The organism is Caballeronia sp. EK, assembly GCF_014384845.1.
Taxonomy (GTDB): domain Bacteria; phylum Pseudomonadota; class Gammaproteobacteria; order Burkholderiales; family Burkholderiaceae; genus Caballeronia; species Caballeronia jiangsuensis.
Genome location: NZ_JACSUE010000003.1, coordinates 541,290 through 556,994 on the forward strand (window position 1 = coordinate 541,290; position 15,705 = coordinate 556,994).

A 15,705-nucleotide genomic window follows, 5' to 3' on the forward strand; every position below is an offset into this window, starting at 1 on the left:
TTGCTCTTGGCGCTTCGGCGGCTTGGATGAGCCCGCTCTGCGCGAGGTCTTGCCTATTCGTCGCCGCTCGTATCGCCACGCTTGGCCGTATCGGCGAGCGCCGTTTCCAGCGACTTGATGCGATCGCGCAGCTTGTCCAGATTGCGCATGATGGCCGCGCTCTTGTTCCAGTCGCCGTGCGGCACGGCCGGAAACGCGCTCGTGTACATGCCCGGCTTCAGAAGCGATTTCGAGACGCCGGATTGCGCCGTGACAATCACATAGTCCGCGAGCGTCACATGGCCCGCGATACCGACCGCCCCGCCGATCATGCAATGCTTGCCGATGTTCGTGCTGCCCGCGATGCCCGCGCAGCCGGCGATCACCGTGTACGCGCCGATGCGGCAGTTGTGACCGATCTGCACGAGGTTGTCGATCTTCACGCATTCCTCGATGATGGTGTCCGCCATCGCGCCGCGATCGATGGTCGTGTTCGCACCGATTTCCACGTCGTCTGCGATATCCACCGCGCCGACCTGCGGAATCTTGACCCAGCTGCCGGTGCGCGCATCGCCCTCGCCGACGAAATCCGGCGCGAAGCCGAAGCCGTCCGCGCCGATCACCGCGCCCGCGTGCACGATCACGCGCGCGCCGAACTTGCAGCCGTGATAGACGGTGACGTTGGGATACAGATGCACGTCGTCGCCGAGCTTCACGCCCCGGCCGACGACCACGCCCGCATCCAGCTTCACGCGCTCGCCGATGACGGCGCCCGCCTCCACCGTCACGTGCGGTCCGATCACGGCGCTCGCCGCGACCTTCGCGTTCGGATCGACATAGGCGCTGGGATGCACGCCCGGCCTGGCCTTGGGCGTCGCCAGATCGATGAACGCCTGCGCCACGCGCGCGAAATAAGCGTAGGGGTTCGGCGTGACGATGAAATTACTGCCCGCGCGATTCGTCACCTTCTCGAGATCGGCCGGGGAAATCAGCACCGCGCCGGCGCGCGTCGTCTCGACCTGCGGCAGATACTTCTGATTCGCGAGAAACGCGAGCTGTGCCGAGCCAGCCTTGTCGAGAGGTGCGAGACTCCCGACCGCGTGCGCGCCGTCACCGACCACCTCGCCGCCGAAGCGCTTCACCAGTTCGTCGAGCGTGATCGCCATGCCTGATGCCATCTCGTCTCAGTCCTCGTCAGTTCGGGCTCGTGAGCGAACCCGTGCCGGTCGCGCCCGCGGCCAGCGCCTTCAGCACCTGATCCGTGATGTCGATGCGCGGACTCACGTACACCGCCTCCTGCACGATCAGATCGTAGTGCTGCTGCTCGGCGATCTGCTTGATCACCTTGTTCGCGCGATCCAGCACCGCCGCGAGTTCCTCGTTGCGGCGCTGGTTCAGGTCCTCGCGGAACTCGCGCTGCTTGCGCTGGAAGTCCGCGTCGAGTTGCGCGAGGTCGCGCTGGCGTGCAGCGCGGTCTGTCGGCGACATCGAGGAACCGTTTTTATCGATGTTGTCCGACATCGCCTTCAGACGCTGCGCCATGTCCTGCAGCGCCTTGTCGCGTTTGGAGAATTCCTGCTCGAGCTTCGACTGAGCGGCTTTCGCCGCTGCAGATTCGCGCAGGATGCGGTCCGAATTGACCGCAGCGATGCGCGCTTCCTGAGCACTGGCGGACATCGCCGTGCCCAGGCCGAGAACCATCGACAACGCAAGCGCCAGCGCCATATGTTTCGAATGCTTACCGGTTCCCAAAGTGTTCCTCACGTTACGTCTGAATGAATGAAGTTCGTGACAGTCGGCATACCGTTCAGAAGGCCGTACCGATCTGGAACTGGAACTTCTGATACTGGTCGCCTTCGTGCTTCTGCAGCGGGAAGCCAAGGCTCAGCTTGAGCGGGCCGATCGGCGAGATCCACGCGAGACCCACACCGTAGCCGTAGCGCAAGCCGTTCGCACCGCCGCTCGTGCCGCCCTGGTTCGGGTCGCCCCAGACGTTACCGGCATCGAGGAAGGTGAAGACGCGCAGCGTGCGGTCGTAGCCCGTGCCCGGAAGCGGGAACGTCAGCTCGATGTTGCCGACCGCCATGCGCGAGCCGCCGATCGGGTCGTTCGTCTTCGCGTCGCGCGGACCCAGCGAGCTCGGCGAGTAGCCGCGCACCGAACCGATACCACCCGCATAGTAGTTCTTGAAGATCGGGTACGTCTGACCTTGCAGGCCCTTGCCGTAACCGCCCTGCAGGTTGAAGCCGAGCACGAAGCCGCGAGCGAACGAGTAGTAATACTGGAACTGCGCGTCGAATTTCGCGTAGGTCGTGTTGCCGAGCGGCGTGCCGTATTCCGCGTTCGACTGGATGTAGTAGCCGCGGCTCGGGACGAGCGCGCTGTCGCGATTGTCGCGCGACCAGCCCATCGTCAGCGGATAGTTGTTCACCACGCGGCCGAACTCGTTCACGTAGTTGATGTAGGACTGCGGCGTGTTCGAGTCCACGTCCATCGTGTTCTGTTCGGCGCCGACGCCGAAGAACACCGTGTCCTGCTCGGAGAACGGGATGCCGAACTTGGTGTCCGCACCCATCGTGATGATCTTGAAGCTCGAATCGGTCGAGTAGTACAGCGGCTGATACGTGCGGTAGTACGCGTCGGTGATCCGTTTGATGCCGTCGATCGTGAAGTACGGATCGACCTGCGTCACGGTCAGCGTGCGGTACGTCTTCGCGGTGTTCACGTTGACCGCGAGACTCGTGCCCGAGCCGAACACGTTGTCCTGCGACACGCCCGCCGACAGCACCACCTTGTCCGTCGACGAGAAACCCGCGCCCAGCGTGATCGCGCCGGTCGGCTTTTCCGCGACCTTCACGTCCACGTCGACCTGGTCGTTCGTGCCTTCCACGGGCGTCGTGGTGACGTCCACGTCGGTGAAGTAGCCGAGACGGTTGACCCGGTCCTTCGACAATGCGAGGCGGCTCGAATCGAACCACGAGCTTTCGAGCTGGCGCATTTCACGACGGACCACTTCGTCGCGCGTGCGCGTATTGCCGACGATGTTCACGCGCCGCACGTACACGCGGCGGCTCGGGTCGACTTGCAGCGTGAGCGCCACGGTGTGGTTCGACTGATCGATCTGCGGCTGCGCGTTGACCTGCGCGAACGCGTAGCCGTATTCGCCGAGCTTGTCGACGATGGCCTTGGTCGTCGCCTGCAGTTTCTCCGCGGAGAAGCGCTCGCCCGGTTTGATCTTGATGAGCTTGTTGAGCTCGGCTTCGCGGTCGAGCAGATTGCCCGAGAGCTTGATGCTGCTGATCTTGTACGGCTCGCCTTCATGCACGGCGATCGTCAGATACATGTCCTTCTTGTCCGGCGAGATCGACACCTGCGTGGAATCGATGCTGAACTCGAGGTAACCGCGGTTCAGGTAGTATGAGCGCACGTTCTCGAGGTCGCCCGTGAGCTTTTCCTTCGCGTAGAGATCGCTCTTCGTGTACCACGAGAACCAGTTCGGCGTGGAGAGCTGCATTTCGCCGAGCAGCGTGCCCGAACTCACCGCCTTGTTGCCGACGAAGTTGATCTGGCGGATCTTCGCGCTCGGACCTTCCGCGACGGAAAACAGAATGGCGACGCGGTTGCGGTCGACAGGCGTCACGGTGGTCGTGACTTCCGCCGCGTAGTAGCCGCGCGTCAGATACTGGCGCTTGAGCTCCTGCTCCGCCTTGTCGACGAGCGCCTTGTCGTAGGAGCGGCCTTGCGACAGACCGACCGAGCGCAGCGCCTTCGTGAGATTGTCCTTGTCGAACTCGTGCAGGCCCGCGAAATCGATGGCCGAGATGGCCGGGCGCTCCTGCACCTGCACGACCACCACGTTGCCTTCGGTGGCGATCTGAACGTCATTGAAGAAGCCCGTCGCGTAGAGTGCGCGAATCGCTTCGGAGGCCTTGTCGTCGGTGAAGGTGTCGCCTTGCTTGATCGGCAGATAAGCGAACACGGAGCCCGGCTCGATGCGTTGGAGACCGTCGATCCGAATATCCTGCACGACGAACGGCGTGGTGGCGTGTGCCGCCATACCCGTTGCGGCGAGTGCCGCGGCCACAGCCGTCTTAGGAACAAAGCGATGAGGTTTGAACAACGTGCTTCCCCAGTATTTAAAGCTGCATTCGTTCCGGCGGTCGCTCGAAACGCGCCGCCAGAAATTGTCAAAGTGGATCAAAAACGAATCAGACGAGCGAGGTCGTTGAACAGCGCGATCATCGACAGTGCGACGATGCAGACCAGGCCCGCCCTTTGCAGAACCAGCTGCCAGCGATCGGATACGGCTTTGCCGGTAACAGCCTCAACCAAATAATATAACAGATGCCCACCGTCCAATACCGGAATCGGTAACAAGTTCAACACTCCGAGACTGATGCTGACGAGGGCGAGAAACGAAACAAAGGCCGCCACGCCGAGCCTTGCGCTCTTGCCCGCATAGTCGGCAATGGTGACCGGTCCCGAGAGATTCTTGAGCGAAGCCTCGCCGACGATCATCCGCCCGAACATGCGCAGCGAGTAGATGCTGATGTCCCACGTCCGGTTCACGCCGAGGCGCAGGCTTTCGAGCGGCCCGTAGCGCACGTCCACGGTCGGCAGCTGATTCGCGAGCGCGGCGCCGATGCGGCCGATCTCCTTGCCCGTCGATGCATCGTGCTTGAGGTCGGGCACGATCTGCACGGACTCGCGCTTGCCGTTGCGCTCGATCACGAGCGTGACGGGCTTCGCGCCATGTGCTTTCACGTAATCGATGAAGGACGTCGCGTTGTCGACGCTGCGGCCATCGATCGCGCGCAGCATGTCGCCCGCCTTCAGCCCGCTCTTCTGCGCCGCGCTCCCCGCCTCGACGCCCGCGACCGTCAACGTGCCGCCGCCCGGCGCGAAGCCGAGCTTGTCCATGAAGTCCTGATCGGCTTGCTCGTCGGTGATTCCCGCGACCGTCACCGGGAAGTCGAAGGTGCCGTCGTGCGTCTTCGCCGTCAGCACGATGCGACGATGATCGAACGACGCGTCGAGCAGCTTCCAGCGCAAATCGGACCAGGAACGGATCGGATGCGTCTCGCCGCCCTGCGCGTCGCGCATCGAGAGAACCGTCTCGCCGCCTTCGAAACCCGCGTGCGCCGCTGCCGTGTCGGGCGCGGGCTGCGAGACGATCGCGGCGGGTTCGGTCACGCCGCCGGCGAACACGGCGGAAAAGAGCGCGATCGCGAGCAGGAAGTTGGCGATGGGGCCCGCCGCCACGATGGCAATCCGCTTGGCAACGCTCTGGCGGTTGAAAGCGCGCGGCAAGTCCTCGGCGGGAATCGTCGTGCCGCTATCGGGATCGACCTCGCGCTCGTCGAGCATCTTCACGTAGCCGCCGAGCGGCAGCGCGGCGATCGTCCATTGAACGCCCGTCTTCTTGCTGACCCACTGGACGAGCGGCTTGCCGAAGCCGACCGAGAAACGCAGCACTTTCACGCCGCACAGTCGCGCGACACTGTAGTGACCGAATTCGTGGACGACGACGAGTACGCCTATCGCAACGACGAAGGCGACGATTTCGGTCAAAAAGTTCATGACGGCCTCAATGGGCGATGGGTTCGGCGCCCGGCGCGCTCGCGGTGAGCTCAGCGACGAAACGGGATGCGAGGCGGCGCGCGGTCGCATCGGCGGCGAGAACGTCCGCAAGCGTCGCGGCGCTCGTGTTCGGCAGGTCGTTCAGCACGCGCTCGACCACGCCGCCGATCGCCATGAAGCCGATGCGGCGCTCCAGAAACGCTTCCACGGCGATTTCATTGGCCGCGTTCAACGCGGCGCTCGCGATGCCGCCGGCTTCGAGCGCCTGGATGGCCAGCGCGAGGCACGGGAAGCGCGCGAAATCGGGCTTTTCGAACGTGAGGGTCGCGATCTGCGCGAGATCCAGCGGCGCCACGCCCGAGTCCACACGGTCAGGATACGCCAGCGCGTGCGCGATGGGCGTGCGCATGTCGGGGTTGCCGAGTTGCGCGAGGACCGAGCCGTCGGCGTAGGACACCATCGAATGAATCACGCTCTGCGGATGGATCAGCACCTCGATGCGCGAGCCCGGCAGATTGAAGAGCCAGTGCGCCTCGATCACTTCAAGGCCCTTGTTCATCATCGTCGCGGAATCGACGGAGATCTTGCGGCCCATCGCCCAGTTCGGATGCTTGACGGCTTCCTCGGGCGTGACGTTGGTGAGCGTCGCCGGTTCGCGCGTGCGGAACGGACCGCCCGACGCCGTCAGGATGATCTTCGACACGCCGCCATGCAGTTGCGCTTCCTTGTCCGCGCAAGGCGGCAGGCACTGGAACACGGCGTTGTGCTCGCTGTCGACCGGCAGCAGAATCGCGCCGTTGTCGCGCACTGCGTCCATGAAAATCTGGCCGGACATCACGAGCGCTTCCTTGTTCGCGAGCAGGATGCGCTTGCCGGCGCGCGCGGCGGCGAGTGTGGGCGCGAGGCCCGCCGCGCCTACGATGGCCGCGACGACCGTGTCGCACTGCGTCGCGCGTGCGACCTCGACGAGCGCCTCCGTACCGTGCGTCACTTCGGTCTTGCAGCCCTGCGCGCGCAATGCCGACGCGACGCGCGCGGCCGTTTCGGCATCGCCGACGACCGCCACCTCGGGCTGGAATTTCAGGCACTGGGCGACGAGTTTGTCGCCGTTGCGGTGAGCGGTGAGCGCGTAGACCGAAAAGCGGTCCGGGTGCCTTGCCACGACGTCGAGCGTGCTGTCGCCGATCGAGCCCGTGGAGCCGAGCAATGTGAGACGTTTTTGCATAAATTCTTCTCTAGCCGATTAGCCAAGCATGAGCAATGCGATCGGCAATACAGGCAACAATGCGTCGATGCGGTCGAGGACGCCGCCGTGACCCGGCAAGAGGCCGCTCGAGTCCTTGACGCCGGCCTGGCGCTTCAACAGCGACTCGAACAGATCGCCGACCACGCTGAACGCGACCAGCACGGAAAGCGCGACGAACGAGCGATCCCAGCCGAGATGCCCGACGAAGGCCGTGAATACGGTAGGCGCATAAAAGCCGGTGGCAGCGGCGAGCGCGCCGATGACGATGACGGCGAGCCACCCACCGATGGCGCCCTCCCAGGTTTTGCCCGGGCTGATCGACGGAGCGAGTTTGTGGCGGCCGAGCGCTTTTCCGGCGAAGTATGCGCCTATGTCAGCCAGCCAGACTACTAGAAGAAGCGATAGCACGAATGCCACGCCCCGCGTGCGCGCATCGACGACGGCATGCCAGCACGCCAGAAACACGACGATTCCCGCGAAAAGCAGGAACGCGCGCCACGTGTGGGCGGCCAGCGCGGGCTTGCGCAGCAAGGCGTAAGGACCGGCCAGCACCCAGAAAATCGCGGCCATCTGGTACAACGGCGTGGACTTGATCCCGAGAAACGTGCTGAAAATGAGCGCGAGCCCCGCGACGAGCGCGTAGGCAACCGGCCCCGCCCCGTTCAGCTTGAGGAGACGTCCCCATTCCCAGGCCGCGAACACCACGACGAAACCGATGAGCGCTCCGAATGCGCCGATCGGCGCGAACAGCGTGATCGGCACCAGTACCGCGAGCAGGACGATTGCCGTGATGACACGGGTTCTTAGCATGAAAGGGTGTCGGCCTTCTGCGATTGGGAAGCGAGTTGCGCGCTCGTGCGCCCGAAGCGGCGCTCGCGGTCGCCGTAGGAAGCGATCGCGCGATCGAGCGCGTCGGCGTCGAAGTCGGGCCAGTAGATATCGGTGAAATAAAACTCGGTGTACGCGAGCTGCCACAGCAGGAAATTGCTGATGCGCTGCTCGCCGCCCGTGCGGATGAAGAGATCCGGCTCCGGCGCATAGGCCATCGCGAGATGCGCGGCGAACGACTCGTCGTCCACGCGCGCGGGCGTGCCCGTCTCCAGGGATTCGGCGATGAGTTTCTTCGTCGCCTGCATGATGTCCCAGCGACCGCCGTAGTTGGCGGCGATGGTCAGCGTGAGGCGGGTGTTGCGGGCCGTCTTGGTCTCGGCGCGTTGAATCAGCGCGCGGATGCGGTCGTCGAACATGCTGATGTCGCCGACGACGCGCAGGCGGATGCCGTTCGCGTGCAGCTTGCCGATTTCGCGCTCGAGCGCGGTGACGAACAGGCGCATCAGGAACGACACTTCGTCGGTCGGACGGCGCCAGTTTTCGGAGCTGAACGCAAAGAGCGTGACGAATTCGACGCCGCGCCGCGCGCAGCTTTCGACGGTCGCACGAACCGCATCGACGCCGCGCGTATGACCGGCGACGCGCGGCAGGCGGCGCTCGGTCGCCCATCGGCCATTGCCGTCCATGATGATCGCGACGTGGCGCGGGACAGCCGCGACATCGGGCACGGTAACGGTAGAGCTGGTATAGGTCATGGCCGCTGAATCTGGGAATCTGAAAGAGTGAAAGCCAGCCCGGATATATACACGCCCAGGGCTGGCAGGACCGTTTCTACGGCCTCACACCGTCATGATTTCGGATTCTTTGGTCTGAACGAGCTTGTCGATCTCGGCGACGAACTTGTCGGTGAGCTTCTGCACTTCGTCGCTCGCACGGCGCTCGTCGTCTTCCGAAATCTCCTTGTCCTTCACGGATTTCTTCAGGTGATCGTTCGCGTCGCGGCGCAGGTTGCGCACGGCGACCTTCGCCGTTTCGCCTTCGCTCTTCACGACCTTCGTGAGTTCGCGGCGGCGCTCTTCGGTGAGCGCGGGCATCGGCACGCGGATCAGGTCGCCCTGCGTAGCCGGGTTCAGGCCGAGATCCGATTCGCGGATCGCTTTCTCGATCACCGGAACCATCTTCTTTTCCCACGGCTGCACGCCGATCGTGCGCGCATCGACGAGCGTCATGTTCGCGACCTGGGAGATGGGCACGTTCGAGCCGTAGTAATCAACCTGGATGTGGTCGAGCAGCCCCGTGTGGGCGCGACCCGTGCGAATCTTGGCGAGATCGGCCTTGAACGCTTCGATCGACCGCTGCATCTTCTGGTCGACGCCTTTTTTGATGTCAGCCACACTCATTTTGAACCTCCAAACCTGGGTTTTACTGGCGAAAAGCGGCGCATCACGCGCGGGGCTCCCCGCCAGCCGCGCAGCGCCTGATACCGCGAGAGTTTACACGTGGACGAGGGTCCCTTCGTCGTCGCCCTGCACGATGCGCTTCAACGCGCCCGGCTTCGTGATCGAGAACACGCGAATCGGCAGCTTCTGGTCGCGGCACAGCGCGAACGCAGTGGCGTCCATCACCTGAAGGTTCTTGCCGATGGCCTCGTCGAAGCTGATCGTGCTGTAGCGCGTCGCGTGCGGGTCCTTCTTCGGGTCGGCGGAGTATACGCCATCGACTTTCGTCGCTTTCAGCACCACTTCGGCGCCGATTTCCGAGCCGCGCAGCGCGGCCGCCGTGTCCGTCGTAAAGAACGGGTTGCCCGTGCCGGCCGCGAAAATCACGACCTTGCCCTCTTCGAGCTGGCGAATCGCGCGCGGACGGATGTAGGGCTCGACCACCTGATCCATGCGCAGCGCCGACTGCACGCGCGCTTCGATGCCCGCGTGGCGCATGGCGTCCTGGAGCGCGAGCGCGTTCATCATCGTGGCGAGCATGCCCATGTAGTCGGCCGTCGCGCGGTCCATGCCGGCCGCGCCGCCCGCCACACCACGGAAGATATTGCCGCCGCCGATGACGACGGCAAGCTGCGTCCCGATCCGCACCACCTCCGCGACATCCGCCACCATCCTTTCGATCGTTGCGCGATTGATGCCGAAAGCATCGTCGCCCATGAGGGCTTCGCCGGAGAGTTTGAGGAGTACGCGTTTGTAGGCTGTGGGCATATGAGGTTCCGATCGCGCCGAGGAGGGTTGCAACAACGTAGAACTGTAGGGGTGAAACATTACTTACCGCAAGCGGGCCGGATCGGGCGGCGGGCGCGGTAGATCAGGGTTATCCCTAGCCTAACGCGCCCGCTGCTTGTGCGATCCGATCGCTGAATGCGTGCGGCGGAATGTTCCGCCGCGGGTACCGCGAACTCGGCGCGCTATCACAGCACACGCGCCTTAAGCGAGCCTTAGGACTGCTTGGCCGCTGCGACTTGCGCAGCGACTTCGGCTGCGAAGTCGTCCTGGCGCTTTTCGATGCCCTCGCCCACGACGAACAGCGCGAACTTCTGCACCGATGCGTTGCCTGCCTTGAGCATCTGTTCGATCGTCTGCTTGTCGTTCTTCACGAACGGCTGATTCAGCAGCGACACTTCCTTCAGGTACTTCTGGACCGAGCCGTCGACCATCTTCGCGACGATCTCGGCCGGCTTGCCCGATTCAGCGGCCTTCTGCTCGGCGATGCTGCGCTCCTTGGCGATCAGATCGGCCGGCACTTCGTCCGACGACAGCGAAACCGGCTTCATCGCGGCGACGTGCATCGCGACGTCCTTGCCGATCTGGTCGTCAGCGCCCGTGAATTCGACCAGCACGCCGATACGCGTGCCGTGCAGGTACGACGCGACCTTGTTGGCCGACTCGAAACGCACGAAGCGGCGGATCGACAGGTTTTCGCCGATCTTGCCGACGAGCGCGAGACGCACGGCGTCGACCGTCGAGCTTTCGAGCGGCAGCGCCGACAGCGCTGCCACGTCGGCCGGGTTGTTCTTGGCGACCAGTTCGGCGATCGTCTTGCCGAAGGCCAGGAAGTCGTCGTTCTTCGCAACGAAGTCGGTTTCGCAGTTCAGTTCGACGAGCGCGCCCACGCCGCCTTCGACGTGCGCCGTCACGATGCCTTCAGCCGTCACGCGCGATGCCGCCTTGCTCGCCTTGTTGCCGAGCTTCACGCGCAGCAGTTCTTCCGCGCGCGCCATGTCGCCGTCGGCTTCCGTCAGCGCCTTCTTGCATTCCATCATCGGCGCGTCGGTCTTTGCGCGCAGTTCTGCCACCATGCTTGCGGTAATTGCCGCCATCATTCGCTCCTTGAGTCTGTTTGATACGTGCCGCCGGCTTTACATCGCGCCCACGGCAGGAAAATAGGCATTTCTATCGCTTCGACTAAAAAAAAGGGGCCTTTCGCAAAGCCCCCTTTTTTGTCGGCCGCAGGGCTCGATTACGCCTCTGCGTTGACCTCGACGAACTCGTCGCCTTCGCCGTTACGGACGGCCTGGACAACGTCGTTCACCGCGTTCGCGCGGCCTTCGAGGATCGCGTCGGCAACGCCCTGAGCGTACAGCGCGACTGCCTTGGAGGCGTCGTCGTTGCCCGGGATCACGTAGTCGATGCCTTCCGGCGAGTGGTTCGTATCGACCACGGCGATGACCGGAATGCCGAGCTTCTTCGCTTCGGTCACGGCAATCTTGTGGTAGCCGACGTCGATCACGAACATTGCATCAGGGATGCCGCCCATGTCCTTCACGCCGCCGATGGACTTTTGCAGCTTGACCATTTCGCGTTCGAACAGAAGCGCTTCCTTCTTGCTCATGCGCTCGGTTTCACCCGATTCCAGCGCCGCTTCCATGTCCTTCAGGCGCTTGATCGAAACCTTCAGCGTCTTGAAGTTGGTCATCATGCCGCCGAGCCAGCGGGCGTTGACGAACGGCATACCGGCGCGCGCTGCTTCCTGAGCGATGGTGTCGCGCGACTGGCGCTTCGTGCCGACGAAAAGGATCGTGCCGCGGTTCGCTGCCAACTGGCGCACATACTTCAGCGCGTCGTTGTAGAGCGGCAGGGTCTTTTCGAGGTTGATGATGTGAATCTTGTTGCGATGACCGAAGATGTACGGGGCCATCTTGGGGTTCCAGAAGCGCGTTTGGTGACCGAAGTGGACACCGGCTTCCAGCATTTGACGCATCGTGACTGCCATGAAATTCTCCGCGAGGGTTAGGTCTTAAGCCGGCTGCCGCATCCCGCGCCTGGTTGTTTTCGCTTAACCGGGCGCCGGACACCCTGGGTGCGCCGGCTTGCGTATCGACTTGAAACAAGTTTCCAAGCCGCATTCCGCTATTTCACGCCCGGATTGTCATACGACATCGTGACGGCAATATGGATTACGACTTAGCCTTCGAGTATAGCATGTGAGGATTGGTCGGCTCAAGCCGCACGACCGATCCGGAACTGCGCGTCTTTGCATCAACCTTAGCGCCCTAGCCCCGTCCGGTCCAAACGATCCGGGTGCGGCGCATTTCTTAAGGTGCGATAATGCCGCTTTCGCGGCTCACTGCCGCACACACGCATTTCGGGCCAAGTCATGTCCATTACGCTGAAAAACGAACACGATATCGCGCAGATGCGCGTCGCCTGCCGGCTCGCCAGCGAAGTGCTCGATTTCATCACGCCGCATATCGCTCCCGGCGTGACGACCGAAGAGCTCGATCGCCTCTGTCACGAATATATGGTGAAGGAACAGGGCACCGTTCCCGCACCGCTCAATTATCAGCCGCCCGGCTATCCGCCGTACCCGAAGGCCACCTGCATCTCTGTGAACGATGTGATCTGCCACGGCATCCCCGGCGAAAAGGTGCTGAAGAACGGCGACGCGCTGAATATCGACGTCACCGTCATCAAGAACGGCTATTTCGGCGACACGAGCCGCATGTTCATCGTCGGCGAAGGGTCGATCCTGGCGAAGCGCCTCGTTCAGACCACGTTCGACTGCATGTGGCTCGGCATCGAACAGGTGCGCCCCGGCGCGCATCTTGGCGACATCGGCGCGGCGATCCAGAAGCACGCCGAAGCGCAAGGCTACAGCGTCGTGCGGGAATACTGCGGCCACGGCATCGGACAAGTGTTCCACGAAGAGCCGCAGGTGCTGCACTACGGCCGTGCAGGCACGGGCATCGAACTGCAGGCCGGCATGATTTTCACCGTCGAGCCGATGATCAACGCCGGCCGCCGCGAAATCCGCACGATGCCGGACCAGTGGACCGTCAAGACGCGCGACCGCAGCCTCTCGGCGCAATGGGAGCACACGGTGCTCGTCACGCCGACGGGCTATGACGTGCTGACCGTTTCGGCCGGCACGCAGGCGCCCTCGCAACTGATCGCCGCGACCGCCTGATTTCGTCTCTCCCGGCGCCCGCCGCGCATGCACGCGGGCGCATCCTTCCGCCGTCCTCGCCACTTTCCATTCATGAGCGTAATCGCCGCTGTCGCCACGCCCTGTGAAACCTTGCGCGCCGCCTACAAGGCGGCGAAGGCGGCGCTCATCGAACGCTTCGGGGCGGCGTCGAACGTCGAGCCGCTGATGCACGCGCTCGCCCGCGCCACCGACGACGCCCTCAAAGGCGCGTGGGCCGCTTGCGACATGCCCGAGAGCGCCGCGCTCGTCGCGGTCGGCGGTTACGGGCGCGGCGAGCTCGCGCCCTATTCCGACGTCGATATCCTCGTGCTTCTTCCCGATGCATCGCCGCAACACGGCGATGCGGAGCTGAACGGCCGCGTCGAGCGTTTCATCGGGATGGCGTGGGATCTGGGACTCGATATCGGCAGCAGCGTGCGCTCGGTCGAGCAATGCATCGCCGAGGCCGGCAACGACATCACCGTGCAGACGTCGCTGCTCGAAGCGCGGCGCATTTGCGGCGACATGTCCCTGTTTCAGCGCTTTTCGGCGCGCTATCGCGAAACACTCGATCCGCGTGCGTTCTTCCAGGCGAAAGTGCTGGAAATGCGCCAGCGGCACGCGAAGTTTCAGGACACGCCCTACAGCCTCGAGCCGAACATCAAGGAAAGCCCCGGCGGCCTGCGCGATCTGCAACTGATTCTGTGGATCGCGCGCGCGGCGGGCTTCGGCAGCAGCTGGCGCGAACTCGATGCGCGCGAGCTCATCACCGAACGCGAAGCGCGCGAACTGCGCCGCAACGAAGGCTTTCTGAAGGCGCTGCGCGCGCGGCTGCACGTGATCGCGAAGCGCCGTCAGGACATTCTCGTCTTCGATCTGCAGACGCCGCTCGCGGAGAGCTTCGGCTTCGAGGCGACCACCGCCAAGCGCGCGAGCGAGCAGCTGATGCGCCGCTACTACTGGGCGGCGAAGGCGGTCACGCAGCTCGCCACCATCCTGATCCAGAACGTCGAGGCACAGCTTTTCCCGTCGACGAGCGGCATCACGCGGGTCGTTTCCGGGCGCTTCGTCGAGAAGCAGGGCATGCTGGAAATCGCCCGCGACGATGTGTTCGAGCGCGAGCCGCACGCGATTCTCGAAGCGTTCCTGCTGTACGAACAGACGCGCGGCATCAAGGGATTTTCCGCGCGCACGCTGCGGGCGATCTATAACGCACGCGATCTGATGGACCGCGACTGGCGGCGCGATCCGGAGAATCGCCGGCTGTTCATGGAGATTCTCAAGCAGCCCGAAGGCATCACGCATGCGTTCCGTTTGATGAACCAGACGAGCGTGCTCGGGCGCTATCTGCTGAACTTCCGGCGCATCGTCGGGCAGATGCAGCATGATCTCTATCACGTCTACACCGTCGATCAGCACATCCTGATGGTGCTGCGCAACCTGCGGCGTTTCGCGATCGCCGAGCATGCGCACGAGTATCCGTTCTGCAGCCAGCTGATGGGCAACTTCGAGCGTCCGTGGGTGCTATATGTCGCGGCTCTATTCCACGATATCGCGAAGGGCCGCGGCGGCGATCATTCCACGCTCGGCATGGCCGACGCCCGGCGTTTCTGCCGCGAGCACGATATCGGCGCCGAAGATACCGAGCTCGTGATCTGGCTCGTGCAGCAGCATCTGACGATGAGCCAGGTCGCGCAGAAGCAGGACACGAGCGATCCGGAAGTCATCAAGCAATTCGCGTCGGTGGTGAAGACGGAGCGGCGGCTCACCGCGCTTTATCTTTTGACCGTCGCCGATATCCGCGGCACGAGTCCGAAAGTCTGGAACAACTGGAAAGGCAAGCTTCTCGAAGACCTGTTCCGTGCGACGCAGGCCGTGCTCGGCGGCGCGCAGCCGGATGCGCATTCGGAGCTCAAGTCGCGGCAGGAAGCGGCGCTCGCGCTGCTGCGGCTGGAAACCGTGCCGGAGCACGCGCAAAAGCGCCTGTGGGATCAGCTCGACGTCGGCTATTTCCTGCGCCACGATCCGGCCGATATCGCGTGGCAGACGCGCGTGCTTTACCGTCACGTGGAGAGTGACGAGCCGATCGTGCGCGCGCGGCCCTCGCCCATCGGCGCGGCGTTGCAGGTGCTCGTGTACGTGAAGGATCGGCCCGATCTCTTCGCCGGCATCTGCGCGTATTTCGACAAGAACGGTCTCTCCGTGCTCGATGCGCGCGTGACGACGACCCGCCACGGCTACGCACTCGATAACTTTCTCGTCGCGCATCCGGATCACGACGGGAGTTATCGCGACATCGCCAACCTCGTCGAGCAGCAACTGGCCGCGCTGCTCGCGGATGAGCGCATACTCCCGGAACCGTCGAAGGGCCGCGTATCGCGGCTCGTGCGCACGTTTCCGATCACACCGCGCGTGGACCTGCGTCCCGACGATCGCGGCCAGTACTACATCCTGTCCGTGTCGGCCAACGACCGGCAGGGCCTTCTTTATTCGATCGCGCGCGTTCTGGCGCAACACCGGATCGGCGTGCAGGCGGCGCGGATCAACACGCTCGGCGAACGTGTCGAGGACGTGTTCCTGCTCGACGGCAAGAGCCTGTCGAACAACCGCACCCAGATCCAGGTGGAAACCGAGCTGCTGCGCGCGATCGCAGCCTGAGA

The 15,705-nt window shown here is 63.8% G+C and carries 13 protein-coding genes; 2 read left to right on the plus strand and 11 right to left on the minus strand.

Features of this window, described 5'->3' with window-relative positions; translation table 11 throughout:
* Positions 1-53: 53 nt before the first annotated feature.
* From lpxD to rpsB, 11 genes are all read right to left on the minus strand, one after another.
* On the minus strand, positions 54-1,145 hold the full coding sequence (lpxD, locus tag IAG25_RS11250; RefSeq protein WP_187605071.1) for a UDP-3-O-(3-hydroxymyristoyl)glucosamine N-acyltransferase: 1,092 nt from the start codon (positions 1,143-1,145) through the stop codon (positions 54-56).
* 28 nt (positions 1,146-1,173) lie between these two features.
* Positions 1,174-1,704, minus strand: a complete 531-nt coding sequence (locus tag IAG25_RS11255; RefSeq protein WP_187604904.1) for an OmpH family outer membrane protein — start codon at positions 1,702-1,704, stop codon at positions 1,174-1,176.
* A gap of 82 nt (positions 1,705-1,786) precedes the next feature.
* Positions 1,787-4,099 carry an outer membrane protein assembly factor BamA gene (bamA, locus tag IAG25_RS11260; protein WP_187604905.1) on the minus strand — a complete coding sequence of 771 codons (2,313 nt, stop codon included), beginning with the start codon at positions 4,097-4,099 and terminating at the stop codon, positions 1,787-1,789.
* A gap of 77 nt (positions 4,100-4,176) precedes the next feature.
* Positions 4,177-5,559, minus strand: a complete 1,383-nt coding sequence (gene rseP, locus IAG25_RS11265) for an RIP metalloprotease RseP (RefSeq protein ID WP_187604906.1) — start codon at positions 5,557-5,559, stop codon at positions 4,177-4,179.
* Positions 5,560-5,566: 7 nt separating this feature from the next.
* Positions 5,567-6,784, minus strand: coding sequence for a 1-deoxy-D-xylulose-5-phosphate reductoisomerase (locus tag IAG25_RS11270; protein WP_187604907.1), 1,218 nt, complete (start codon positions 6,782-6,784; stop codon positions 5,567-5,569).
* An 18-nt stretch (positions 6,785-6,802) separates the two neighbouring features.
* The gene (locus IAG25_RS11275) at positions 6,803-7,615 is read right to left on the minus strand and encodes a phosphatidate cytidylyltransferase (protein WP_187604908.1); all 813 of its coding nucleotides are present in this window, start codon (positions 7,613-7,615) and stop codon (positions 6,803-6,805) included.
* Complete coding sequence (gene uppS / locus IAG25_RS11280; protein ID WP_035498901.1) at positions 7,609-8,391, minus strand: polyprenyl diphosphate synthase; 783 nt, start codon at positions 8,389-8,391, stop codon at positions 7,609-7,611. The genes IAG25_RS11275 and uppS overlap by 7 nt, the downstream gene beginning before the upstream one ends.
* An 84-nt stretch (positions 8,392-8,475) precedes the next feature.
* Complete coding sequence (gene frr / locus IAG25_RS11285; protein WP_187604909.1) at positions 8,476-9,036, minus strand: ribosome recycling factor; 561 nt, start codon at positions 9,034-9,036, stop codon at positions 8,476-8,478.
* A 93-nt stretch (positions 9,037-9,129) separates the two neighbouring features.
* Positions 9,130-9,843, minus strand: a complete 714-nt coding sequence (pyrH, locus tag IAG25_RS11290; protein ID WP_008350086.1) for a UMP kinase — start codon at positions 9,841-9,843, stop codon at positions 9,130-9,132.
* A gap of 233 nt (positions 9,844-10,076) precedes the next feature.
* On the minus strand, positions 10,077-10,958 hold the full coding sequence (tsf, locus tag IAG25_RS11295; RefSeq protein WP_187605072.1) for a translation elongation factor Ts: 882 nt from the start codon (positions 10,956-10,958) through the stop codon (positions 10,077-10,079).
* A gap of 140 nt (positions 10,959-11,098) precedes the next feature.
* Positions 11,099-11,851: a 30S ribosomal protein S2 gene (gene rpsB, locus IAG25_RS11300; protein ID WP_008350088.1), complete on the minus strand. Its 753-nt coding sequence runs from the start codon at positions 11,849-11,851 to the stop codon at positions 11,099-11,101.
* A 384-nt stretch (positions 11,852-12,235) separates the two neighbouring features.
* Between rpsB and map the strand changes: the two genes are divergently transcribed.
* Together map and IAG25_RS11310 are read left to right on the plus strand one after the other, a co-directional pair.
* Positions 12,236-13,045, plus strand: a complete 810-nt coding sequence (gene map, locus IAG25_RS11305) for a type I methionyl aminopeptidase (protein WP_187604910.1) — start codon at positions 12,236-12,238, stop codon at positions 13,043-13,045.
* A gap of 72 nt (positions 13,046-13,117) precedes the next feature.
* Positions 13,118-15,703: a [protein-PII] uridylyltransferase gene (locus IAG25_RS11310; protein ID WP_187604911.1), complete on the plus strand. Its 2,586-nt coding sequence runs from the start codon at positions 13,118-13,120 to the stop codon at positions 15,701-15,703.
* Positions 15,704-15,705: the final 2 nt, after the last annotated feature.